Below are 21,146 nucleotides of genomic sequence, written 5' to 3'. Positions count from 1 at the left end.
AACGGCTACCCGGTCTCCGGGCCAAGCAGCTCGCCGTTGCAATCCACGCAGGCCCAGTCGCCGTCGATGAAAGACATGGGATCTCCGCAAATCGGGCAGTCGGGAGGCGGCCCCTTGTCAATCCGAGGGAGAATCGGCAACTCGATATCGTCTTCTTCGACCATGAGGACTCCTGTTCCCGTGGGGCGTCTGAAGGGTTTTGCGCCAGGTCCGGACGCTCTCCGTCAGCCCTGGCGCTGTTTGATTTTCTGTTCCAGCGCCTTTTCAGCGCTTTGCCGGCTGGGCACTCCGATAAAGGTCAGCCGCCCGTCAATGATCGTGGCCGGCACGGCCCGGATGGCATGGCGTTCGGCCAGCTCCTGTCCGTCCGGGGTGGTGATGTCCACCTCGCGGTAGCTGAAGCTGTATTTCACCCGCAATTCCTTCCAGAGGCTCTTGGCCGAGGGGCACGCGCCGCAGGAGGGAGAGACCAATAGGGTAATGTTCGGCATAGGGCGATTCCTTGATGAACGAGAGGGAAAATCTTAACACCCCGGAAAAAGCAGGCGCAAGGGCGACGCCGAGTCTATGCGATGGAAGCGGCGCGCTATACTGGTCATGACGGCGCCGTTGAGTCGCCGCGATGGAACGAGGGACAGGAAGCCCCTCGCAGGCGGGAGCCAAGGAGGGATCATGGGACAAACTGCCGCTTATTGCAGCGACTGCTATAACAAGGTCGCACGCTCCGAGGACGCGGGAGTCAAGGCTGCGGAGAACGAAGGCAAGACCCCGATGACCAAACAGGGGTCCTGCGCGAAATGCGGCAAGGCCGCAGTCGTCGTGTATTACGAGTGAGTCTCCGTCTCGAGGGCACGGATCTGCTCGATCAGTTCTTGGAGGCGGTGCGACACATGGTCCCGTTGGCGTGGCGTCAAGATCCTATCGATCCGAAGAGCCAGGGTCTTGACGCCGGCGCGCCAGTCGAGAACGGCGTCACGATACCAGGCGGGAGCCGTGTGAAGCTGGTGGATCAGGACCTCCCGCCACTCTCCGGTTGCCGTCGCGGACGTGAGGGGGCGGCGCAACAGCGCAAGCCATCTCTGTTGTTGTTCTTTCCGATAGCGAAACCACAGGGGCTCACTGTCGGGTAATACGCGGCTCCAGGCGCGAATCTGCGACCGTTGCTCCTTGGACAGGGACCCCGTCCAGTCCTGTACAAGCTCAACGGTCTGCTCACCTCGCTTCCGAATGCGATCCTCCACCGGCCCTTCGGCCAGACGGGCGGCCTTCTCGTTCTCACGCAATAAGACCGACTCCAGATGCCCCACTTGCGAAGGCGCCATCGAAACCAGCAACGGGCTGCCATCGGCCACCACCCGTTCCATGAGGTCGGCCCGCATCCGTTCGAGCACCTCGTAGAACCAGTCAATATCGTCGCCGGTCAATCCCCGTTCCACCCTGCTTCTGACCTCGGCCAGGAAACGTTCGTACTCCGGCAAGGCCTCTCGGCGATGACGAGACAGAACCGACTTGAGGCGGGTAATGAGTTCCGATCGTTGCTCGGAGGTCAGGTTGAAATAGTGATCGGCCTGCCAAGCAATCAGGGAATCTGCATGGCGATAGGCAAAGGGAATCGCCGCGCAACCGGCCGTGACTGCCACAACGCAGGCGACGATCCATCGTTTTAGATAACGAAATCCCACGCGGCCTCTGTGCAGACCATGGGAGGAGGATTCTCGTTCGTACTGCAGGAACGGGCTTCGATCATCTCACAGACCCCGCGTGGATGCCACCGGGCCGAGACGGAAGGGCCGGGACACGGCCTTTTCCGTCGGCTCGGGCGATCCGGACTGCCGCACAGGGCCACCAATCTCACCGGCATCATGCTCGGCCGTGGCGACCTTGAATCGATCGCTCAGCCAGTCGATGCCGTTGCTCACGGAGATGCGGCGGGCGCATGCGGCGGGTCCGGAATCGGCCGCGCAGGAGGCACGGTTGGCGGCGGAGCGTTCTTCTGCGAGAGTGGCTCGTCAAAAGGCAGTTCCGGCGCCGGTTGATCCGGCGGAACGCTGGCCTTGGGATTTGGAATGGTCTGCGGGTGAGATCTCATCTCCGGACGGACCCCCGGTGGTGGAGGAAGCGGCATAGCCGGCGGCGTTGTGCCGGAGTCTTCCCTTACATCGGGAGGCGGCGGCGGCATCATGTCGGCGGCCCATGACGGTTGAGATGCGGCCAGGAGCCATCCGGCCATGACGGCTATACGCGCCACGCCCCTGATGCCGTTCGAACAGGGCGAGCGGCCGGTCATACGTACTGTTTTGTCCTCCATGAGCCGACAATACCATCGGCCTGACGGCTGCCCCACTAGGGCGACCCCCAGCCTGCCTACAGCCTGTTGCTAACGCCTTGGTGTACCGGGAGGGACCGGCGTCGGCGGCGCTGGAACGGGGTCGGGCGGAACAGGATCAGAAGGACCGGGATGGGGAGTTGGTTGCGGGACCGGAGAATCTTTCAACGGCTCCCTGGTCGCGGGATTGATGGCCATATCAGGATCGACCTGGGGTGGAGGGACCACCGATTCGGGATTCGGAATGGTTTCAGGATACTGTTGAATGCCGGGATCGATCTCGGGCGGCGGCAGCGGCGGCATCAAGCCCGGTTGTTGAAGTGGTTCGCTCTGACGGCCAGGTCCTGACGATTGGGCGGACTTGCCTTTCCCTTCCGCGCCCGCATCCTGCGGCGAAAAGCCCAGCAGGCCCACGCTGAACGACAGAACGAACACCACTGGAACAACGGCCATCTTAACACCTCGCTCCGGATCAAGGTTTCCGACCATACGATTCACGGCCTCCCAGATTCTCTAAATACAGCCTACCCTTTAACCGAGATCCGCCCCACTGGGGTGCTCCCTAGCCAGGCGCGGAATCGGTTTATTGGCAGGATCGCTTCGGATGAGTTTGAACGAAAGCGGGTGGTTCGAACCGGCCTACTCGCAGCGACAGTTGGCTTTGTAGTCCGTGCAGATAGGGCCGAAGGACCGCTCGCAATCGCAACTGCACTTGGGTGTTTGTCCGGCCGGACAGGTGATCTTGCAGGTCTGTTTGATGCCCATTCCGCAAGAGATGATTTCGCATCCGTTAGAACCTTCCGCCATGAGCAGCGGCGGTTCGGCGGCACAGACTTTCGCCCCGATCACCCGCTCTCCGGTTTCATCCATTAACGGCAGGCGGACGGATGTGCTTCCGTTCGCAGCGGGGATACGGACAATGAGATTCTGCTCCCAAGGAGAGAGCCCGAGCGGCAAGCGGCTCGGGGCGGCAGCATGAGGCTCGATTGAAAAACTCTGAGCCACGCCAATGGAGGGATGAAGCGGCATGGTCAGGAGCAAGGCAAGCGATAGGAGAATCGCCAAGCGAGAGGCTGGACCGGACTGCATCGGCATTCCCCTCCCGGTGAGCAGCGGGCACCAGGATAGGCGCAATCCTGTACGAAATCAAGCGGAGCCTACAGGGCGGTGCCGGTTCAATGGAACTGAGACCGACACCGCCAAGGTCGCTGCCGGCCGATCATGCCGCATCAGGCAGCCGCCGTCCGTCACGACCGACTCTTGCGCTTCCCCCCTCCCCGTGCCGAGGCATCTGTTTTGGAGAATAACTGCTCCCGCCGCTTCATGACCTTGGCTCCGAGAACGTCCCAATCGATGTCGGCCTCCTCGGCCTGAGGCAACATTTCACCTTCCTCTTCCTTAATGTGATGCTTGACCAGCTCCCCGAGCACCTTGAACTTGGCGTCGAATTTCGCATCACCAGGCTTGAGCTTCTTGAGCTCTTTGATCGACACATGGACCAGATGATGTTCCTCGATCGCTTCGTTCATTAGCGCATCGTCGTCAATCGCCTCGCGAACAGCGGGATAGATGAGCTTCTCCTCCAGTTCCGCATGCACCTCCAGGTCCTGAAGCGCGGTTTCGGCGATATCCTGCTTTCGGCTGGAGTCGGCCTCCTCATACTCCGCGAACAATCCCTTGACCTTTTCATGGTCCTCCTTGAGCAGCTCGACCACGGAGTTGGCGACCGCCTGTGATGGTGTGTGGGCCATAGATCCTCCTTCAACTTGGAACATGGATAAAAGGGTGATGGAGCCCACACGGTACCATCAGGTCCTGGCGAGACAAGCTGGACGAACCCCTAGCGTGTGAACTTGGGCTAGCGTCAACAGGGAATGTCGAGAGCCGGATCGCAAAAGAGCGGACCGATCACAAGAGGACGCATATATTTGGAGGAAGGATCCTGCGCGCCGTTCGGCGAGGTCAGGGGAGGCCCGCCCGGCATGCCTGGCAGGCCCTGCCCAACCGTGCCGAACGACTTACGGTCGCTGGAACTCCCGGTGGTGCCGACTGTGGGAGCGGGGGCCGGTTGCGCGCTGGGCGTGATCCCGCCAGCCCCGGTCACAACCGGTTGCAAGGCCGGTTGGAGACTCGGTGTCGATGGAGCCGGCGTTGGAGAAGGGGCGGGAGACACCTGCGCGCCGCAAGGAAAGGCAAACGCAAGCAGGCCGATGGCCGTCAGCGCATGAACCCAGGAACAGCCTCTCATGCCGACTCTCTCTTCAATTCCCATCAATCCTATCTTCATCTTGCCCATCTTCATCTTTGCCCCTCTGGCGGCGATGCGAAGCACTGATCCAGACAGCCGCAAAGATTACTCCCAGCCTTGAATCTGATACCCGCGCGCTGCGAGGCACCGTTCAATGGCTTCTCGATAAGCAGACTGGGAGGACCAGACTCGATGCGGTGGCGCGACGGTGCCGAGCACCACCGTACCGACCGGGCTGCCGACCGTGCCGATCGGCGGAAGGCCCAAGGGTTGGATCGTCAAGGGCGCTTCCTGGTTCACCTCATGACGACAAGCCTGAAGATCCTGTTTTGCATCGTGCGCGTCCGCCGCTCCAAGCTCGGCTCGGTACAGCATGATCGGTTGGGGGATTGGACGGTCCGGCTGGCAGGCCGTAAGAGCAGCACAGGCTAAGGTCAGCGATACGAAATTAAGAATGAGAGGTTTCATACAACCCCCTTAAGAAGATTGTACGCCTCCAGGCTTGGCTCAGCAAACCCGCTCTTGCCGAACCGCAGACTCCAATCGGTGCATCGATGCCGAGTCAGGCTAATCTAGCCAATCCTTCTCCTTGAGCTTTCTGGGAAGATATTTCTTCGTCAGGTATTGAAAGTCCTTGTTGGCCAGCGCATCCAGCTCGTATTTGAGCCCGCTCGTAAGCATCCGCTTGATTTCCTGTTGCCAGGCCGGTTTCTGGAACCAGGGGTAGTTCATCAGTTCGCGCGCCCTGGTCGTGTCCTTGTCGTTGAGCTTGATGCCGACATTCCGCGGCAGCTCATACCGTTCCGGATCGGCGCTGGAGAGGCCGATGAACTTGGCCTTCGGGATCGCCATGCGCTGGCTTTCGAAGGCCAGATTGATCGAACCCTGTTTGATCACCGAGTAGATATAGTAACCCCAAGGATCGTTATCCACGAGCACATAGACTGGCAGCCGGTGCTCTTCGTGGAGCCGCCGGGCCAACCGGCGGACGCCGCGCGGGGGCTGCCCGTTGCCGGTCAGCAGCACGCAGTTATACCGCCGCCAAAACTTGTCCTCCGAGAGCCGGTTCCATTGGGTGCCCTTTTCGACCAGCAGCACGAAGTCGGCGGTGCAACGCCGGATCTCCAAATACTCCGGCTCGACGATCGAGGGCACGGAATAGCCGCCCTTCCCGAGCTTCGCGCAATCCACCCGGTCTCCGTCGTCCCCCAGCACCAGCGGTCCGACGACGCTGCCGCCGTTCTCCGCGCGCACGTGCAGCTCTTCGCGCAGGGCCGTAAGCGACACTTCCAGGTCCTCGATGATCGGGTCCGATTCATCCTGGGTGTCGAACGTGTTCTCGTGCGAGTTCTTGATCGTGTGCTTGGTCCGATAATAGATCTCTCTGAGCGAGGTTGTCAGGTCCGCCCGTTGGAGCTCGGACAGCGCGTCGGCCACCAGCATGGTCTGCATGAACTTCTTGGCCATGCCGACGTTGAAAAACGAGCGAGCCTGTTTCTTGTGGCCCATCTCGATCAAGCCCTTCCGTTCGTTGAACGAGACGTTCGAAAGCGCGCGGATCGGAATCGCAAACGTCGGGTCCTTGGACCGATCCGCGGCGGCGATGACCACATCGGCCAGGCCGACAAGTTTCTTCTCCACCACTTCGTTCTTCTTTTGCTTCGTTGGTGCCATGCGATTCCTACTTCCCTTTGCGCGGAGACCGATTGGCTCCGCGAGTCTTGCCGGATTTGCCGGTTGCGAGGCTAGTCCGTTTGCCGGTCTGTCCGTCGCCGGAGAAGAGAGGCAATTGCGCTGCCTTGCCCTTCAGCTTTGCGGCCTTCTTGTCCCTACCCGGGACGGGGTTTGCACCCTTCCGGCTTGTCTTTGGCTGCGACACTTCCGTCGCAGCTTCCTCTTCATCTGGGCCGACCTCGGTAGATGGGCCAGGGGAGCCTGATGGGGCCGGTTCCGTCGCCGCAGCCGCTTCGTCCACCACGGAGAGTTCCCCTTCCACCCCTTCCGCCGTCACGACGATCGAGTGGGGCAACCCTTCTGGTCCGGCGCCGGTCTTACCGAGGACCTCATCGGTCTTGGTTCCACCGGTGCGAGACGTGGCGATCTTCTGGAGCTGAGCTTTGAGTTTCTCCTTGGGCAGCTTCCCGCCTTTGAGCCGGTTACAGGCTTCGACGACTTCCTCGATATAGAGTTCGAAGATGTTGCGCCGCCGGAATTCGCTCTCGGCCCGATCCCGGCGCCGCATGAACAAGCCGAGCCGCCGGCCGCATTCGCGCAGGGCCAGCGTGATTTCCTTCCTGATCTCGTCGTAATCGGCGATCGCCTCTTTGGATTCGCTGGTAAACGGGACCCACACTGAGGCCATGTGGACGAAGATCACCATCGGCCCGGCTGGGAGCGCCCCGCGGGACTGAGGGATGCCGTAGTTGCGCCAGGTCGTGTCGAGCACTGCCTTGAAGGTGGCGCAGGCCGACTGTTGATAGAGCAATGGCACGCGGTTGGCGTACCGGATCACCCGGGCCAGTTCCTGGTCCTCGTCCTGATGCTCCCCTTCCGCGCGCGGCTGCTCGACGGCCTTCTGGGCCTTGGCTGCTTCTTCCGGTCCCCGCCCATAGGCCAAGCCCGCTTCGATGATGAAGGGATTGCCCCGGTACACGGCCGGCGGCCGGCTGACCGCCGTATAGAACTCGCCCTTGATCTGCTTATACAGGCCAGACAGAATCGCCTTCTCGCCGATAGGCGAGAGGCAGTTGGTCGGCGGCGCCATGATCTTGGTCGTCTGAATCGTCTTGTACAGAATTTCCGCCGCATGGCCGTGAATGGACCGGGGCTTGGCGTCGGGCGAGACCTTCGCCGTCTTGCAGATCTCCTCGGCCAGCGCGGGCGACACCCGGCAGAAATCGCTCGCGAGAAAGCCGGCCACCGAATGGCTTTTGGTGTCGTGGAGCATCTTCAGCATCATCCCGAACTCGATGCCGTAGGGATGCGGCTTGATCTCGCGGGGCGAGGGCGGCAATTCGTGATACGTCCGGGGATAGGTTTTCGACTCCCCTTCCGGCGTCAGATATGTGAGCTTCACGTGTGGGTTGGCGATGATCGTCTGCTCCACATATTCATCGACCGACGCCCGTCCCTTTTGGTAGCGGCCTTCGACCTCCAACGTGACCTGCGTGCCGCGGGGCTGGTCCCAGTCAATCTGCTTTTTCTCCAGAATCAGCGGCTCGTTCTTCTTGGTGTCGATCTGCACTTCGAAATAATGCGCGGTCGAACGAGGGCTGGTGCGGGAGATGATCTTGACCGGCTTCCCGGTGGTCAATTGTCCGTACATGCCGGCCGCGGAGATGCCGATGCCCTGCTGGCCCCGGCTCATGCGCAGGCGGTGGAACTTCGAGCCGTAGAGCAGCTTGGCGAAAATTTTTGGGATCTGCTCGCGGACGATGCCCGGCCCATTGTCAGCGACGGTGATCCGAAACCGAGTGGCTTGGCTGGCCGGCGGCGGCGGTTCCCCGTGCGAGGCCACTTCGATCTTCACCAGCACGTCGGGAAGAATCCCCGCTTCCTCGCAGGCGTCCAGCGCATTATCGACGGCTTCCTTCACGCAGGTCAGCAAGGCCTTGCGCGGGTTGTCAAATCCCAGCAGGTGCCGATTCTTCGTAAAGAACTCGGAAACGGAAATCTCGCGCTGCCGCGATCCCATCTCCACCGCCGTCACGGCCTGGGCCGTTCGGCTCGCGGCTGGCGCGGACTTCTTGGCAGCGGTTGGGGCAATCGGAGATGTGGATATCGATGCGGAGGCGGAGGGTGATGCGGGCGGCTTGCTCTTGGCCATTTAACCTCTCATGGGTTCGGACAGATTGCGTCCCTTCCGCTTCCTGAGCGGGTCAGTGGGACGCTCTCCGATTGGTCACGGTGGACACGAAGGATGGTACAACCAGCGTCACACACCAGATGCAGCGATGCGGTTAAGGTGGGAGGAGGACGCACCTACCGAGAGCTTGTAGGTACGGCGGAGATCTTGGTGAGACATTAGGCTTCCCAGTCGAAGCTGGGCTTGCACACCGTCCTCAGCGCTCGACCCCCTGGTGATCCATATTCCCTCGGGGCGTTAACTCCTCCCACGCGGGTACGATATGCCCCTCGCGCGCGCGAGTCAAGAGAGTCGTCATACCGAGCAGGCAACCTTCGTCGACGATCGGCGCCGATCGTCTGGAGCCCGGTGTACATGGTCGCGGTTGAGCCGTTCTTCCTCCCGTTTCGACTCTCTCCCCACTTGTGACATTTTCTTAAACGGCCTAAGATGTTTCCGGACTTACATCACCATGCCGTTGCTCCTCACTCGCCAAGGAGGTGCGCCATGCCGACCTACGTCAGTCTCGTGAAGTTCACGCAGCACGGGCTCCAATCCATGAAGGACAAGGGCGTCGAGCGGGCCGAGATGGTCAAGAAAAATGCGCAGGCGCTCGGCGGCAAACTGGTCCAGGCCTATTATTGTCTCGGCGAGTATGACGTGGTCGCCATCTGGGACTTCCCTGACAACAAGACCGCCATGAAGGCGGCGGTGCTTAACGCGTCGCTCGGCCATATCCAGATCAAGACGATGCCGGCGGTCAACCGCGACGACTGGAAGAAGCTCTTGCAGGAAACGATCGGCAAGCTTAAGTAACGAGCCCGCGACAGACCGGTGTTCGAGGCCCGCTACAGGAAGGGGGCTGGATTCCTGTCTGGTCTTTTGCGGGTGTTGTCCGGCGCCTATCTTCGGCGAGCGGGCCGGCAGCGAACAGGGACCGGAGCGGTCACAATCACGGCGGCATGGAGCCGTCCCCACATCCACTCTGGTTTCCGGCCCGCGGAATGATGCGGACGATTGAGGCGGCAACCTGGAATCCCTCGGCCGTGGCCAAGGGAGCTAAGCCGATCTCGACGGGAAACTCGGTGCCATCTTTTCGCAATCCCATCAGCACACGGTCGCGGCCCATCCGACGCTCGCCGGGATGGGCGAAAAACGCCCGCCGGTGCTCGGCGTGCTCGGCTCGGACCCGCTCGGGAACGAGCAGGTCGACGGACTGGCCGAGCAGTTCCCGCTCGTCGTAGCCGAACAGCTCGGCCAGAGCGGCGTTGGCGAACACGATCTGTCCCTCCCGATTGACCAGCGCGATCCCGCCCGGCGAAGACTCCGCAAGAATTCTGAGGCATTCCTCGCTGGCTTGCAGGGCCGCTTCCGACCGTTTCCGATCCGTAATGTCCTGGGCAAAGACCAGGACACCGAGCACCGTTCCGTCGGCATCGCGATAGGGGACCTTGTCGGTCTGCACCCAGCGCTTTTCCCCCGATCCCGTTCGGTATAACTCAACGATCCCGAGCTTCGGTTTGCCCGAAACGATCACCTCCAGATCATCCTGGTGATACTTCTCCGCTTCGTCCGGGTAGAGGTCGTAGGTGGATTGGCCTTCGATCTCGGCCACCGTTTTGTTGATGGATTCGGCCGCGCGGCGGTTGGCCCGCAGAATCCGGTTATGCGCGTCCTTGTACCAGACCATCGCGGGGATCAAATCCAAAAGCGCCTGCTGCTCAATTTGTTGGCGGCGGAGATCTGCCTCCGCCGCCTCACGGGCGGTCACATCCCGAAGAATGCCGCAGAAAAAGCGCTGGTCGTGAGACGTCCAACTGCTCAATGAGAGTTCAATGGGAAATTCCCGGCCGTCCTTCCGCAGCCCACGCATCTTGATCGCCGTCCCCTTGTACCGCAGCTCGCCGGTCACCCGAACATGCTCCAAGGCACGCAGATGATCGTCACGATAGCGCGCCGGCATGATCATGGTGAGCGGTTGGCCGATGACGGCGGCTGCCGGATAGCCGAAGAGCGACTCGGCCGCGGCGTTCCAGGACAGAATCCGGCCCTCCGCATCGGCCAAGACAATGGCGTCAGGCGCGGTCTCCACGACCTCTCGAAACCGCTCCTCGCTGGCCGTGAGCGCCTGTTTCGCCGCGGCGGCCTCACCGGAGAGATGCTTGACGCTGACGGCCCGCCGAACGAGGGCTTTCAATTCTTCCGTGTCGTAGGGCTTCGCCAAGTACCCGAAAGCCCCTTCGCTCAACGCTCCGTGTTTGGTCGAGACGTCGGCCACCGCGGTCACCATGATGACCGGCAGGGTGGGATCGATGCCTCGAAGCAGAGGCAGCACGACGAGCCCGTCCATATCCGGAAGCATGATATCCAGCACGACCACATCGAAATTCCTGGATCGAGCTTTGGCTACGGCCTCGGCGCCCGTGTGCGCCACCTCCACCTGATAGCCGACGTGGGCGAGCAGGTCGTGCAAGACCAACGCGATATCGACATCATCGTCAACGATCAAGACGGAAGGCGACTGCACCGACGACGGGTGGGGCATGATCTTAGGTGCTCCGGAACATGGCCGCGGCCAAGATGCGCGCATGCCATTCGGCGGCCGGTTCGGCAGGAGGGGCAGAGGCAAACACCGCGACAGGCATCACCACTGCGAGTACCTCATCAGGAGAAGAGGGGGAGATGTCGTATAGTCTACGACAAGGTCTGGCCCGAAGAAAAGGCCGTGGCCTCTGGGACTGGACCGTTTCAAGTCCGGCCGAGAGCCGGCGAATGCGGCTGAGGTTACCAGCCCTGTGGTATGACGGAGAGACTGCGTAGATCATCCTGCCGCGGTTCACCAGGATCGTCCGAATCGTGTTGACTTCACTCGGCGAAGACCGGAGACCCATCGCCGCCGTGACCGGCGCGCACAGTCACTTTTTCCGATAGACGTTCAGCCCGACTTTCTCCTGTCGGTTCGGAATCGTCACGTTCCCCTCGGTCGACGCAATAATGATAGTCTTCCCGGAGGCCGACGGACCAAACTCCTTCGACAAATCCACCTTGATCGTCAGCATCGTCCCTTCCACGGCCATCTCGACATTCTTCATGGTCTGATCCTCTCAATTTTCTCGACGTAGAAACCCTTCGCGTGTCCCCGGATCACGGCTCTTCCTCCTCGATGGCTTCAATCGACTGCTTGAGCGATGCGACGAAGGCCGCCGGGTCTGCCAGGTCCTGTTCGGTCAGTTGGAACTCCGAGACCAGCGCGCCGTCCTTGTCCACCACTATCAAGCGATACCCAGCTTGCACCGTGAGTCCCTTTCTCGTCACGCCCACAACTTGAGCCAGACATAGGGCGTCAGACAGTAGGCCAAGGCTGACACCATCACCGCCAGGGCGACTCCCAACAATCCCATGATCGAAAGCCCGACGAACGGGAGCAAGAAGACGATCAGGATCATCACGATCGCAATGGGTTTGTGGTCCTCATAGAATTCCCGGCGGACGTCACTCTTCAGGGAATCAACGAAGGACAATTCGGACGATTCCGAACGACGCGCCATCAGAAAAGTATAGTCCGATCGCGAAACGGAGATAGCAGGTGAGCGAAGCCGCTTTGGCACACTGGCATCCTAACGCCGAACGAGCGGTCTAGAACCGTTACATTACCTTCCGGGAAACACCAGCCTGACTCCGGCATCACTCGGGATGCCACTGTTTTCCTCTGGTGGCTCTGAATTTGATTCGTCCTTCCTTCACCTTCCCTCAGACGCGATAGACCGGCAGGCATGAACGAGTCTCGGGAAAACATCCCTGCCACAGGTGTCGGCTTCGGTGATCATCATGAATCCGGGCTCCAGCATACCTACTTTCACGTAACGGGACAACGGGGCTGATCGGATGGGTGTGGAACAGCGGAACCGGACAGGGCTACCGCAGCATCTGTCCCTGAACGAAGAGCGATTGCCCCAGAGTCCGGAAGAACTGTTGGTAGGGTTCGGGGGTTTCAACGGCCCGGAGATAGAACTGAGCGCTGGCCCGCACCACGAGTTGGGATTGGTCCCGCGCGCGTACCGTGACGGTGAGCCGCACAAGATCGCTGCGGTGCCAGAAGGGCCCCCAGGTACGGTAGTTTCTGGTCAGAAACAGCAGCGTATCAGGACGGTAGAGCAGGTAGGACGGGTCCGGCCCGATTTGGGACCGTTCGAGTTCGACGTATTTCTTGCCCGAGACGACGCCCAGCACTTCGTCCAAGACCTCGACCTTGAAATCCAGGTCCTGCATGGTGGCCACGATCGCTTGCAACAGCTTGGTGCGGTCCGTCGTCTCGAATACACGGGTTTGCGCGGCCCGTACCTTGACCTGGCTCGCTTCCGACAGCCAGATCTGCTCGCGCGAATTCCACTGGTTCTCGTGCCGCCATTCGTAGGGCGAACAGCCTTGGGCCAGCAGCGCCGCAAGAAGGATCTGCGCGGCGATCAGGCCTCGGGCCATCTGGCATGATCTCGTCGCCCGTTCCGTCGGTTGGACCGCCATCGCCGGTTCGCTCGCGTTATTTCCGCTCTTCCCGGCCGAGGAATAACGACCGTTCCAGCGACGCAAAGAAATTCTGATAGACCTTGGGATCTTCGATCGGCCGGTTGTTGTAGATGGCGTTGGCCCGGATCATCATACGCTCCGCCCCATCCTGTCGCACCGTGACGGTCACGCTCACGACATCGTAATAGTTCGGCTCGGCAAAGCGCGCCGCCGTTACCAACCCCAGCGGTTCGTTAGCGCGCTCGATGATGAAGCCCAAATCCTGTAGCGCGGCGATCACCCCGCGAATGGCGAGGTTCCGGTCCTTCGTCTCAAACGACCGAGACTGGAGGCTCCGGATTTTCATCTGCGCCTCGGTCGGGGCCAACAGCTCCGGCTTGGGTTGCGGTGTTTCGCACCCGTACAATAGGAGGCTTCCCACGAGAATCACTGCGGCTCGGACGACGCGATTGCGGCTCATGCGGTCTCTTGAGTTCGGTTGCTATATGGCAAAGGGTTCGAGGAAGACGGCCTTGGACAGTTTGGCGAAAAACTGCTGATAGATCTCCGGATCCCGGATCATCTCCATATATTGCTCGCCGGGAGGAATGTATTGCCGGTCGGCCTGCCCGTCGCCCTTCCACACGACACGATAAAACATGATGCGCACTTCCTGTCTGGTCGCCTCGCTATTCAGGGGCCTCGTGATCAAGGAGGCGGCGATCTTCTGGTGCAGATCGACCGGCATGTGCAGATGCCCCAGCGACAACAGCAAGAACAGCGCTCGCTGGATGTCCTGCCCATACTCGCGGGCGCTCCGCTCCTTCGTCGCACGAAGAAACCCGACTTCCCGGACGCTTTCCTCCACTTGAAACCCGAGGTCCTGGAGCACGGCGGCCGAGGCCGAGAGCAATTCCTGTTCGTTGGACGTTTCGAAGAACCGGGTTTGCATCGCGCGGTTTCTGGGGATCTCCGGCGACAGGGCAAAGAGGTCCGGCGGCTGCGTCTCGGGAACGCAGCCGGCGGCCATGATCAGCAGCAAGCCGAGCGAAGCCGGAAGCCCCCAACCCCGATCCGCCCGCCTGGCAGGGACCCGGCTCCGGCGCGCCGGACGGTTGCGGGCAGGACTAGAACTGCGTGGCGTTGTAGGCAAAGTCCCGGACCTGCTTGTCTTCGTCGTACTTGATGATGATGGTGAGCGTGCGTTGGCGTTGTGAGCTGGAGCTGTCCTGAGAACTGGTCCCCAGGATGATCAGGCTGGCGAAGGAGGAACTGCGGGTATCGACGCGGTCCGTGGAGACCTTGTCGTAAATCCAGACTTCGCGGCGTTTATCGTCGGTTGTCACGATGTTCGGTGAACCCAGCAGCTCCGCAACCTGCGCGGCGGACATGCCGACCTTGATCTCCCCCTGGACCTTCCCGACGGTTAACCGGTCTTCCTTGATTTCAGCCCGGTCCGATCCGCAGCCTGCCAACCCTCCGAATAGCCCGACCGACAGACACCATCCCAGCACGATCTTGCTCGATTTCATCATGCCTTCCTTTCTGGGCGCGTTCCCTCCGTCCTGCTGCGGCCAGAGAGGAAATACGCTGTTTCGTTCTTGAAATCAACAAGACTTCCAGGCCCCTTCCTCCAAGGCCGCCCACCTGGTCCGTTGCCATCACCGTTGTTCCACAATCGGACGCCGCCGTACCCAGACTTTTCGGGCATTCCCCCTTCTTCTGTGCTCTTTCCGATCCCGGCCGGACCACCCTATGCTCTAGCAACGGTTTCACGGGACCGCCTCTCACCCTCGGCATACGCGAGTTCCAGGGCACGATTCAGGGAGGTTGCACATGACCCGCACCTACGTACAGGCACTCGGGCTTCCAAGCATGATCGCCCTCAGTTCCATCCTCAGCGGATGTCTGTCTACTGCGCCCGCCTCGCCCCCTCCCTCCACGGTCGTCAAGGTGGTGGCCCAGCAGATTCCGGACAAGGGCACAAGGGTCATTGTCTGGGATGTGGCGAATCCTCATCGAGGAGCCGCCTCGGATGCCGCGCAGGCGGCCATCTTTGAACTGTTGGCCAAGGAGATGATCGTGACGGAGCGGGCCGAGATCGAACGCCTGTTGCATGTTCAACAATTCTCATTGACACATGGAGCCGAGGACACGATTCTTCGAGTCGGGCGTTTGATGAATGCGCAACAGGTCGTGTTCGTGAAGCAGGAAGAGGGCCGCGTCCATCTCAGGGGAGTCGATGCCGAGAGCGGACGCATTCTCTGGACCGGAGAGGGCTGGACCGTCGTTCCTCGTTATTATCGATACGGGCACAGGTGGCAGGACCGGTGGGGCGACGAAGGCGCCAAGATCACCCACGCCATTCTCGCGGAACTATGGAAGCAGGATGATCGGTTGTTCCCGCAAACTGCCGTTTCATCGGATCTGAGCCTGTCCGCTCAGCGATAGGTCGAGGATGACCGGGGTCTTCCGGTCCAAGAGCTAGAACGGCAGGTGAAGGCCTGACTTGCCTCCGATCCCACCCGTGCCCAACTTCAGGATGTCCTTCCCCAGATTGAGGCGACCGACCAAGTCCTGAAGGATCGGATCGAAGCCGCCAAGGTTTCTCCGCACGTCGCTCAGCTTCGCCTCGACCTTCTCATCAATAGCCACCCGTAGTTGTCCTTCGAGCTTGGCGATCTGAGCCTTGGCCTGTCGGCCGACCGCATCCTTCAAGACCTGATCGAGGTCAGAATCGAGCCGGACCTCATACTGTTCCCGGACTCCAGCGATCTCGGCGTTGACCCGAAAGGTTTGGATATCCGCAAGCGCTCCGGCGATCGCCTCCCCGACTGGCCCGGCGCCCAGTTTTCCTCCCACAGCCATTTGCACGGACCGAACCCGCGAACCGACCGTCGCATCGATCCTACGGCCTTCAAGGGAGGCCTTCACATCAAGATCGGCCAGGCCCTGCTTCAACGTCACCGGCGCGCCCTCACCGCCCAGCCCCAGATGCTCGAGCCGATAGGCCGCCACCTTCACCTGTGCCGTATCCTTGGGCTTGGCCCGGTTCACCCGATTGACGGTCCCGTCGAGCGTCACGGATTCCAGCCCCTTAAGCTGCTCCCCCGCAAAGGAGAAGGTCATCGGCGATCCGAGAATCGGTTGATCGGGTGTAATGTTCTTGACCGTTCCCCTGATCATCCCGGCGGGAACTTCCACGGACGCGCGAGCGGTTCGGACCAAAAAATCCGGGAGCGGCGCCCGCTCCTTGAACCGAACATCCACGCCCTTTCCACGGAGCGGCTTCACCACCTCCACCTCGATCGCCTCTGCCTTGCCTTCAGTCGATCGCGAAAGCAGGGGCTCCAACCGCTGATGCCACCGAAGGGCCGTCTCGACATAACCGGCCAGTGGCCCGGCGAACAAGGCACGGGTGAGATTGGCCAGACCCTGGCCGGAGAGAGAGTATCGCTCCATCAGACGCTTCACATCTTCCTGCGGGGTCTTGGCAATGTCGCCGGCTCGTTGCTTGAGCGACGCCACCGTCTGTTCGAGATCCTTCTTGGCGCCAGTGAGCCGATCCAGATCGCGTTTCAGCTCCTCCTGGATCTTTTGGACTTCTGCGACACCGCCCAAGATCTCGCCCAGTCCGCCTTTCCCCGAGGACTTCAAGCCTTCGATCCGTTTCTTGTACTCGTCAAGCTTGGCCCTGTCCGGCAATTCGGCGATCCGTTGTTTCCATTTCTCCTTCTCGGTTTCGACTTCCGCGCGGAGCTGATCCGCCAGACTCAGGGACTTCAACCCATCCAGTTCCTTCGCGAGGATATCCTTGGGGTCATGCAACCGGATGTCCGGCAGGGCAAACAACTCGCCGGTCTTGGATGGGATACCGTCCGGCTGCTTCGGCTGCTCGGTAAGGGCCCCGGATGTGGTGCGTTGCGTGTGAAACCGTACTCCGTCCAGGGCCACTTCTTCGATGATCACCTTGCGGCGCAGCAGATTGAGCCCATCGAGCGAGCCGGCGATCCGCGCGATCTCGACGGCATTGGTCATCGGCTCGTCAGGATTGGTGACCTGGAGGCGCGAGAGCGTGACCCCCAGTGGAATGAGCGTAATGTCGGCCTGGTCCAATTCGACCTTGGCACCGACGGCGGCCGTGCCGGCCTGTTCGATGAGCCGCTCCACCGCCCGGTCCACCAGCAGGAACCACACGGCGGCAACAAGGCCGGCCACCACCACAAAGGCGACTACACCCTGCCACCTGATCCACCTGCCCACGCTCAGCCCCCCCAGCCGGACACGGATTGGTAATAGCCGTAGAGCTTGCTGGCCTGAAAGGCCTGCATGAGACGGGATCTCAGGACCCATTGCATCACATGATCGCGATATTGCCGCACGAGCAGATTCCCCATCACGACAACCGGTGCGAACAAGGCCAGCGAAACCGTGAGGCTCCCCATCACGATGGAATTGTTGAACCGTTCCAGCCGCCAGAGGGTCGAGTTATAGAGCGTGGTCCAGAGAGCTTCGAGCGCCGGCGCCGTGAGGAGAGCAAGTCCCAGGCGATGGAAGAGCGGATCAAGGGCAAAGGCCAGCGTCGAAAATAGGGCCAGACCCAACAGGAAGGATGCCAGGTTCACCCGGAGCACGAGCACAAGAAACAACACGATCAGATTATGCAGGCTCATCAGGGGCGTGAAGCCCGCAACCATGGCAAAGGCAAACCCCAGGCTGATCTGGCCCGGCGCTGCATCGGAGTTAAGAATCTTGAGGAACTTCGCAATTGTCTTGAGCATGGGAATGTTCGTGAAGGATCGGTTCCCGCTCTATGCCGACCGAATTCACATCAGATTACCCTCTCTCAGAAGGAGTGGAAAGCGAATGTCCACTTCCTGTCTTTCTCCTTTCATTTCCCCATCCATGCCGATTGTCCAGCAGGCTTGATTCGATCGGTTCCCCCGTTCATCCATGCATGAAAGCGGCGGCTTGGATTAATTCCGTTCCCGCCGCTAGAATGCCGTCACCGAGCCCAGCCATTCTTTCCCGAGGAGCTTGCGGCCTGTCGATGCCTTCCTCCTTACCGATCGAACAGATCCAGAGCGAATGGAGGAACCTGGCGCAACAGATCCGGACCGCCGTGTTGTTGACGCTGCGTCAAGGCAGGCCCTTTGGTTCGCACGCGCCGTACATCTTCGGCGACGACTGGACCAGAGCCTATCTTCACCTGAGCGACCTGGCGCTGCACAGCCGCCATCTGCGCGACGATCCCCGTGTGGGGCTCTTTCTGTCGGAGCCGGATCAGCCGGGGAAAAATCCTCTGGCGTAGAAACGCATGAACCTGCAAGGGGACGCCGCGCTGTTGTCCGACCAGCGGCCGGAGCATGAGCGGATCAAACAGTGCTATCTCGATCGCTTTCCCCAGTCGGCAATGCTGTTCGGGCTGGGCGACTTTCACCTCTGGGAACTCCGCCTGCGCGAGGCCCATCTGATTCTTGGCTTCGGCCAGGCCTATCTCGCTGACGACCGAGCCCCGGGTCAGTGGGTGCACCAGGTGCCGGACCGCAAGCCAGGCTGACCGTCGTTCCCTGTTTCGCTCCACGCGCTCGTTTTGCTCTTTCGCAGGTCCGATGCTTCCGCCTCTTCTCCTTTCCGCTCTGCGCCGTTGATCGTCGTCCCTCCAAAGCAGGGACTCACCTACCAATGCCCGATGGTTGGCAAGCGGTCAATTTCGATACCCTGACGCAGCTTTTCAGCGGACGCCCATCGAATTGATGACTTCCTCGAATCCCTGATGTTGCGACTGGCGATAACGGCGGCGAGTTATATGGGATTGTTGACGCTGTTGGCCGTCGCCTCGCCCGGCGTCGGGCTGATCGGCTCCGGCATCACGATTGTGCCGGATGAGCTTCGAGGGTGGTCTCATGTCCCGCTGTACGGGGGCCTCGCTTGGTTGGTTATCCATTCCTTTCAAGTCCGTGGTTGGCCCACCGCGGCAGCGGTGATGGTCGGGGCCTCCTTTTCGATGTTGTTCGGGCTGGGGACGGAGCTGGCCCAGATCTCGGCGCCCGGCCGAGAGCCTTCGAGCGAAGATCTCTTGTTCGACGGCCTGGGCATCACCATGGCTGCGGCGCGGTTGTCCCTGAGGGCTGTCACGTGGCGCGCCGTTGGACCGACGACTTCTACTTCACGGTTCAGACCCTCTGCTCTTTATCTTGATAGGAGCGCGCGATGACTTCTCATTTTTTCCAGCGCACGGGCAAGCGCACCAACCTCCGCTGCGCGGTGTACTATTCCAACGAGCGATTCCACGCGAGCGGCAGGACGGGCAACCTCTCCCGAACAGGAGGCTGTGTCGAAGGGACCGAGCCGGTCCGGCCCGGCATGAGACTCTCCGTCCTGGTCATCCCGCCTGATCCCCACGATTCGATCTGGGTACGGGGTGCGACGGTTCGATGGTGCAGGGGCACAAGGTTCGGCGTTGAATTGACCGATCTGCCGCTGGATACGACCATGCGTCTCGCTCGTCTGGTGGCCTCCCAAGTCCCGAGTCTCTGGGCCAGCTTCACAGAAGCCTAATGTTCTTCGCGCAGTTGATCCGGCAGTTCGTTGGGATTGTCGCCCGGTCGGGACGGCGCCACTTCGGCCAGGAAGGCTCCGCAGCGCACGATGGCCTCGCAGATGGCGTCTGTGGCACGCCCGTGATGGATGCCGTCGATAATCCCCCGCACGAGGTTGTCCCAGGTGCCGGAGGGCACCCGTTCGTTGATCCCGCGGTCGGCCAGCACCTGCACGTGCCGTTCCAACAGCGAGACCAAAATCAGGATGCCGGTGCCCGCCCTGGTGTGATGCAGACTCTGCTGATAGAAAAGCTGCTCGGCGCGCAGCCGGACTTTCTGCGCCATTCGGTCTCCCGACACGACCAGGCGGATAACCGAGGGAAAACGGCCCAGCCATTCGCCGATCCCATAGGCGAGGATCACGCCCAGCAACAGCAAGCCCGCGTTGCCCGCGTGCCAGCCCCAAGGCAGCCAGGAGATCTCCACGGTCAGCAAAATCGCGAGCGTCAGCCAGGCCAGGATCAGCCCGGTCCGAAAACCGGCCTCGCGATAGCGGGCAGAGGCGGCCACGACCATCGGTACGATCTCGCCGGAGGTGCCTGCCTCCGCCTGCTCGACCGCCTGTTTGATGCGTTCACGATCGGCATCGGTAAACATGAGCATGCGCTCGGTTCTCATAGTCAACGATCCACTCTGTTACCAACTCCCGGAGGCGCCTCCGCCGCCAGCATCGCCTCCGCCGCCGGAAAAACTGTCGCCCCCTCCAAATCCACCGCCGAATCCGCCGCTCGCTCCTCCGGGCCAGCCGCTCTCGATTCCGCCGGGAAACCAGCGGAGGTCTGAATCCCGTCGAAGTCTCCGACGGCCTCCGCCCCCGATACCAGCTCCGCTCAGGATCAGCGCGATCAGCAGCGATGTGACCACGGCAGCTCCCAACCCGGCCAATAGGCTTGCGGCCTGTGCGATTAAAAAGGCCAGGAGGCTGCCGAAGAAGGCCCGCATCTGCTGCCGCCCCTGACTCAGGATGAGCCCGGCCAAGGTCCCCACGAGGACGCCGAGCAGGACGTATTCAAGAACCGCAGGCATCTCGCCGGATGACGCCGGCCGTCGAAGATGGTCCGCCGCCCGATAGGTTCCCTCGATCGTCTGAAGAATCGCCTCCACCCCGGCGGTGATCCCGCCGGGAAGATCGCCCGCTTGGAAACGAGGCACGATCTCGTTCCGAATGATTTGCGCGGATCGGATGTCGGTCAGCGTCCCTTCCAGCCCATACCCGACCTCGATGCGAACCTTGCGGTCCTTGATCGCCACGAGGAGCAGGGCGCCATTGTCCGTGCCCTTTTGTCCCAGCTTCCAGGTCGTGATCACCCGATGGGCATAAGGCTCCAACGGCTCTCCCTCAAGCGACGGGAGAATGAGTACGGCCACCTGATTGCCCGTCGCCTCTTCGTGAGCCTTGAGTAAGGCGGTCAGGTTGGCGGCGGTCTGCGGCGGCAGAAGCGCGGCACGATCAACGATGCGACCGGTCAGGGGAGGAACGTCCAACGCGAAGGCGTAGAGGACCGCCGATCCCATCGATCCCCATAGGAGCGAAGCCACAAGCAGGACGGAAGCCAGGCGGCCGGCGAAGACCTGTATCGGAACCGGCGCCGGAAGCCCCTGTTGGTGCGCCAGAGGAATCAC

The 21,146-nt window shown here is 61.3% G+C and carries 29 protein-coding genes; 7 read left to right on the top strand and 22 right to left on the bottom strand.

Annotated elements, in window-relative coordinates:
* Window positions 1-5: 5 nt before the first annotated feature.
* Window positions 6-164 carry a hypothetical protein gene (locus QWI75_RS11615; protein WP_289268738.1) on the bottom strand — a complete coding sequence of 53 codons (159 nt, stop codon included), beginning with the start codon at window positions 162-164 and terminating at the stop codon, window positions 6-8.
* 60 nt (window positions 165-224) lie between these two features.
* Complete coding sequence (locus tag QWI75_RS11610; RefSeq protein ID WP_289268737.1) at window positions 225-491, bottom strand: glutaredoxin family protein; 267 nt, start codon at window positions 489-491, stop codon at window positions 225-227.
* A gap of 181 nt (window positions 492-672) precedes the next feature.
* On the opposite strand from QWI75_RS11610, the gene QWI75_RS11605 reads away from it, so the two are divergent.
* On the top strand, window positions 673-834 hold the full coding sequence (locus tag QWI75_RS11605) for a hypothetical protein (RefSeq protein ID WP_289268736.1): 162 nt from the start codon (window positions 673-675) through the stop codon (window positions 832-834).
* Here QWI75_RS11605 and QWI75_RS11600 read toward each other — a convergent pair.
* From QWI75_RS11600 to QWI75_RS11565, 8 genes are all read right to left on the bottom strand, one after another.
* Window positions 825-1,682, bottom strand: coding sequence for a DUF6279 family lipoprotein (locus QWI75_RS11600; RefSeq protein ID WP_289268735.1), 858 nt, complete (start codon window positions 1,680-1,682; stop codon window positions 825-827). The two genes, QWI75_RS11605 and QWI75_RS11600, sit on opposite strands and share 10 nt — an antisense overlap.
* Before the next feature lie 695 nt (window positions 1,683-2,377).
* Window positions 2,378-2,779 carry a hypothetical protein gene (locus QWI75_RS11595; protein WP_289268734.1) on the bottom strand — a complete coding sequence of 134 codons (402 nt, stop codon included), beginning with the start codon at window positions 2,777-2,779 and terminating at the stop codon, window positions 2,378-2,380.
* 186 nt (window positions 2,780-2,965) lie between these two features.
* Window positions 2,966-3,415 carry a hypothetical protein gene (locus QWI75_RS11590; RefSeq protein ID WP_289268733.1) on the bottom strand — a complete coding sequence of 150 codons (450 nt, stop codon included), beginning with the start codon at window positions 3,413-3,415 and terminating at the stop codon, window positions 2,966-2,968.
* Between the two features lie 158 nt (window positions 3,416-3,573).
* Complete coding sequence (locus QWI75_RS11585) at window positions 3,574-4,077, bottom strand: hemerythrin domain-containing protein (RefSeq protein WP_289268732.1); 504 nt, start codon at window positions 4,075-4,077, stop codon at window positions 3,574-3,576.
* A 113-nt stretch (window positions 4,078-4,190) separates the two neighbouring features.
* Window positions 4,191-4,613: a hypothetical protein gene (locus QWI75_RS11580; RefSeq protein WP_289268731.1), complete on the bottom strand. Its 423-nt coding sequence runs from the start codon at window positions 4,611-4,613 to the stop codon at window positions 4,191-4,193.
* A 66-nt stretch (window positions 4,614-4,679) separates the two neighbouring features.
* A complete protein-coding gene (locus QWI75_RS11575; protein WP_289268730.1) occupies window positions 4,680-5,042 on the bottom strand; it encodes a hypothetical protein in 363 nt (120 codons plus the stop codon).
* 99 nt (window positions 5,043-5,141) lie between these two features.
* On the bottom strand, window positions 5,142-6,248 hold the full coding sequence (locus QWI75_RS11570; protein ID WP_289268729.1) for a DNA topoisomerase IV subunit A: 1,107 nt from the start codon (window positions 6,246-6,248) through the stop codon (window positions 5,142-5,144).
* A 7-nt stretch (window positions 6,249-6,255) separates the two neighbouring features.
* Window positions 6,256-8,400 carry a DNA topoisomerase VI subunit B gene (locus tag QWI75_RS11565; RefSeq protein ID WP_289268728.1) on the bottom strand — a complete coding sequence of 715 codons (2,145 nt, stop codon included), beginning with the start codon at window positions 8,398-8,400 and terminating at the stop codon, window positions 6,256-6,258.
* 525 nt (window positions 8,401-8,925) lie between these two features.
* Here QWI75_RS11565 and QWI75_RS11560 point away from each other — a divergent pair.
* Complete coding sequence (locus QWI75_RS11560; protein WP_289268727.1) at window positions 8,926-9,234, top strand: GYD domain-containing protein; 309 nt, start codon at window positions 8,926-8,928, stop codon at window positions 9,232-9,234.
* Between the two features lie 136 nt (window positions 9,235-9,370).
* On the opposite strand, the gene QWI75_RS11555 is transcribed toward QWI75_RS11560, so the two are convergent.
* The 8 genes from QWI75_RS11555 to bamE all read right to left on the bottom strand — a co-directional run bounded on the left by QWI75_RS11555 (window position 9,371) and on the right by bamE (window position 14,456).
* A complete protein-coding gene (locus QWI75_RS11555; RefSeq protein ID WP_289268726.1) occupies window positions 9,371-10,963 on the bottom strand; it encodes a PAS domain S-box protein in 1,593 nt (530 codons plus the stop codon).
* 370 nt (window positions 10,964-11,333) lie between these two features.
* Window positions 11,334-11,510 (bottom strand): hypothetical protein, encoded by a 177-nt coding sequence (locus QWI75_RS11550; protein WP_289268725.1) that lies wholly within the window; start codon window positions 11,508-11,510, stop codon window positions 11,334-11,336.
* 52 nt (window positions 11,511-11,562) lie between these two features.
* A complete protein-coding gene (locus tag QWI75_RS11545; RefSeq protein ID WP_289268724.1) occupies window positions 11,563-11,733 on the bottom strand; it encodes a hypothetical protein in 171 nt (56 codons plus the stop codon).
* Window positions 11,730-11,966, bottom strand: a complete 237-nt coding sequence (locus QWI75_RS11540; protein WP_289268723.1) for a hypothetical protein — start codon at window positions 11,964-11,966, stop codon at window positions 11,730-11,732. The genes QWI75_RS11545 and QWI75_RS11540 overlap by 4 nt, the downstream gene beginning before the upstream one ends.
* Before the next feature lie 367 nt (window positions 11,967-12,333).
* Entirely contained in the window at window positions 12,334-12,897 is a 564-nt protein-coding gene (locus tag QWI75_RS11535) for a hypothetical protein (RefSeq protein ID WP_289268722.1), read from the bottom strand.
* 58 nt (window positions 12,898-12,955) lie between these two features.
* Window positions 12,956-13,402 (bottom strand): hypothetical protein, encoded by a 447-nt coding sequence (locus QWI75_RS11530; protein WP_289268721.1) that lies wholly within the window; start codon window positions 13,400-13,402, stop codon window positions 12,956-12,958.
* 21 nt (window positions 13,403-13,423) lie between these two features.
* A complete protein-coding gene (locus QWI75_RS11525; protein WP_289268720.1) occupies window positions 13,424-14,074 on the bottom strand; it encodes a hypothetical protein in 651 nt (216 codons plus the stop codon).
* Window positions 14,049-14,456 carry an outer membrane protein assembly factor BamE domain-containing protein gene (bamE, locus tag QWI75_RS11520; protein WP_289268719.1) on the bottom strand — a complete coding sequence of 136 codons (408 nt, stop codon included), beginning with the start codon at window positions 14,454-14,456 and terminating at the stop codon, window positions 14,049-14,051. Before bamE ends, QWI75_RS11525 begins: the two co-directional genes overlap by 26 nt.
* Window positions 14,457-14,757: 301 nt before the next feature.
* Here bamE and QWI75_RS11515 point away from each other — a divergent pair, with 301 nt between their 5' ends.
* A complete protein-coding gene (locus QWI75_RS11515; RefSeq protein WP_289268718.1) occupies window positions 14,758-15,372 on the top strand; it encodes a hypothetical protein in 615 nt (204 codons plus the stop codon).
* 33 nt (window positions 15,373-15,405) lie between these two features.
* Here the strand turns inward: QWI75_RS11515 and QWI75_RS11510 are convergent, their stop codons facing one another.
* Window positions 15,406-17,184 (bottom strand): TIGR03545 family protein, encoded by a 1,779-nt coding sequence (locus QWI75_RS11510; protein WP_289268717.1) that lies wholly within the window; start codon window positions 17,182-17,184, stop codon window positions 15,406-15,408.
* A gap of 2 nt (window positions 17,185-17,186) precedes the next feature.
* Window positions 17,187-17,702 (bottom strand): TIGR03546 family protein, encoded by a 516-nt coding sequence (locus tag QWI75_RS11505; RefSeq protein WP_289268716.1) that lies wholly within the window; start codon window positions 17,700-17,702, stop codon window positions 17,187-17,189.
* A 269-nt stretch (window positions 17,703-17,971) separates the two neighbouring features.
* On the opposite strand from QWI75_RS11505, the gene QWI75_RS11500 reads away from it, so the two are divergent.
* From QWI75_RS11500 to QWI75_RS11485, 4 genes are all read left to right on the top strand, one after another.
* On the top strand, window positions 17,972-18,232 hold the full coding sequence (locus QWI75_RS11500) for a pyridoxamine 5'-phosphate oxidase family protein (protein ID WP_289268715.1): 261 nt from the start codon (window positions 17,972-17,974) through the stop codon (window positions 18,230-18,232).
* A 6-nt stretch (window positions 18,233-18,238) separates the two neighbouring features.
* Complete coding sequence (locus QWI75_RS11495) at window positions 18,239-18,481, top strand: hypothetical protein (RefSeq protein WP_289268714.1); 243 nt, start codon at window positions 18,239-18,241, stop codon at window positions 18,479-18,481.
* A gap of 216 nt (window positions 18,482-18,697) precedes the next feature.
* A complete protein-coding gene (locus tag QWI75_RS11490) occupies window positions 18,698-19,138 on the top strand; it encodes a VanZ family protein (protein ID WP_289268713.1) in 441 nt (146 codons plus the stop codon).
* Window positions 19,135-19,482 (top strand): PilZ domain-containing protein, encoded by a 348-nt coding sequence (locus QWI75_RS11485; RefSeq protein ID WP_289268712.1) that lies wholly within the window; start codon window positions 19,135-19,137, stop codon window positions 19,480-19,482. Before QWI75_RS11490 ends, QWI75_RS11485 begins: the two co-directional genes overlap by 4 nt.
* On the opposite strand, the gene QWI75_RS11480 is transcribed toward QWI75_RS11485, so the two are convergent.
* Both QWI75_RS11480 and QWI75_RS11475 read right to left on the bottom strand, forming a co-directional pair.
* The gene (locus QWI75_RS11480) at window positions 19,479-20,141 is read right to left on the bottom strand and encodes a TPM domain-containing protein (protein ID WP_289268711.1); all 663 of its coding nucleotides are present in this window, start codon (window positions 20,139-20,141) and stop codon (window positions 19,479-19,481) included. The genes QWI75_RS11485 and QWI75_RS11480 overlap by 4 nt on opposite strands.
* Window positions 20,142-20,159: 18 nt before the next feature.
* Window positions 20,160-21,146, bottom strand: a complete 987-nt coding sequence (locus tag QWI75_RS11475; RefSeq protein WP_289268710.1) for a TPM domain-containing protein — start codon at window positions 21,144-21,146, stop codon at window positions 20,160-20,162.

The organism is Nitrospira tepida (assembly GCF_947241125.1).
GTDB classification, from domain to species: Bacteria; Nitrospirota; Nitrospiria; order Nitrospirales; family Nitrospiraceae; genus Nitrospira_G; species Nitrospira_G tepida.
This window is presented reverse-complemented; position numbering and strand designations above follow the sequence as displayed.

Coding starts and splice junctions, on each gene's coding strand:
- QWI75_RS11575 (WP_289268730.1), bottom strand. CDS start 5,042: ATGAAACCTCTCATTCTTAATTTCGTATCGCTGACCTTAGCCTGTGCT.
- QWI75_RS11505 (WP_289268716.1), bottom strand. CDS start 17,702: ATGCTCAAGACAATTGCGAAGTTCCTCAAGATTCTTAACTCCGATGCA.
- QWI75_RS11610 (WP_289268737.1), bottom strand. CDS start 491: ATGCCGAACATTACCCTATTGGTCTCTCCCTCCTGCGGCGCGTGCCCC.
- QWI75_RS11550 (WP_289268725.1), bottom strand. CDS start 11,510: ATGAAGAATGTCGAGATGGCCGTGGAAGGGACGATGCTGACGATCAAG.
- QWI75_RS11555 (WP_289268726.1), bottom strand. CDS start 10,963: ATGCCCCACCCGTCGTCGGTGCAGTCGCCTTCCGTCTTGATCGTTGAC.
- QWI75_RS11515 (WP_289268718.1), top strand. CDS start 14,758: ATGACCCGCACCTACGTACAGGCACTCGGGCTTCCAAGCATGATCGCC.
- bamE (WP_289268719.1), bottom strand. CDS start 14,456: ATGATGAAATCGAGCAAGATCGTGCTGGGATGGTGTCTGTCGGTCGGG.
- QWI75_RS11565 (WP_289268728.1), bottom strand. CDS start 8,400: ATGGCCAAGAGCAAGCCGCCCGCATCACCCTCCGCCTCCGCATCGATA.
- QWI75_RS11580 (WP_289268731.1), bottom strand. CDS start 4,613: ATGAAGATAGGATTGATGGGAATTGAAGAGAGAGTCGGCATGAGAGGC.
- QWI75_RS11540 (WP_289268723.1), bottom strand. CDS start 11,966: ATGGCGCGTCGTTCGGAATCGTCCGAATTGTCCTTCGTTGATTCCCTG.
- QWI75_RS11485 (WP_289268712.1), top strand. CDS start 19,135: ATGACTTCTCATTTTTTCCAGCGCACGGGCAAGCGCACCAACCTCCGC.
- QWI75_RS11590 (WP_289268733.1), bottom strand. CDS start 3,415: ATGCAGTCCGGTCCAGCCTCTCGCTTGGCGATTCTCCTATCGCTTGCC.
- QWI75_RS11480 (WP_289268711.1), bottom strand. CDS start 20,141: ATGAGAACCGAGCGCATGCTCATGTTTACCGATGCCGATCGTGAACGC.
- QWI75_RS11585 (WP_289268732.1), bottom strand. CDS start 4,077: ATGGCCCACACACCATCACAGGCGGTCGCCAACTCCGTGGTCGAGCTG.
- QWI75_RS11570 (WP_289268729.1), bottom strand. CDS start 6,248: ATGGCACCAACGAAGCAAAAGAAGAACGAAGTGGTGGAGAAGAAACTT.
- QWI75_RS11500 (WP_289268715.1), top strand. CDS start 17,972: ATGCCTTCCTCCTTACCGATCGAACAGATCCAGAGCGAATGGAGGAAC.
- QWI75_RS11560 (WP_289268727.1), top strand. CDS start 8,926: ATGCCGACCTACGTCAGTCTCGTGAAGTTCACGCAGCACGGGCTCCAA.
- QWI75_RS11605 (WP_289268736.1), top strand. CDS start 673: ATGGGACAAACTGCCGCTTATTGCAGCGACTGCTATAACAAGGTCGCA.
- QWI75_RS11615 (WP_289268738.1), bottom strand. CDS start 164: ATGGTCGAAGAAGACGATATCGAGTTGCCGATTCTCCCTCGGATTGAC.
- QWI75_RS11595 (WP_289268734.1), bottom strand. CDS start 2,779: ATGGCCGTTGTTCCAGTGGTGTTCGTTCTGTCGTTCAGCGTGGGCCTG.
- QWI75_RS11535 (WP_289268722.1), bottom strand. CDS start 12,897: ATGGCCCGAGGCCTGATCGCCGCGCAGATCCTTCTTGCGGCGCTGCTG.
- QWI75_RS11530 (WP_289268721.1), bottom strand. CDS start 13,402: ATGAGCCGCAATCGCGTCGTCCGAGCCGCAGTGATTCTCGTGGGAAGC.
- QWI75_RS11490 (WP_289268713.1), top strand. CDS start 18,698: ATGTTGCGACTGGCGATAACGGCGGCGAGTTATATGGGATTGTTGACG.
- QWI75_RS11495 (WP_289268714.1), top strand. CDS start 18,239: ATGAACCTGCAAGGGGACGCCGCGCTGTTGTCCGACCAGCGGCCGGAG.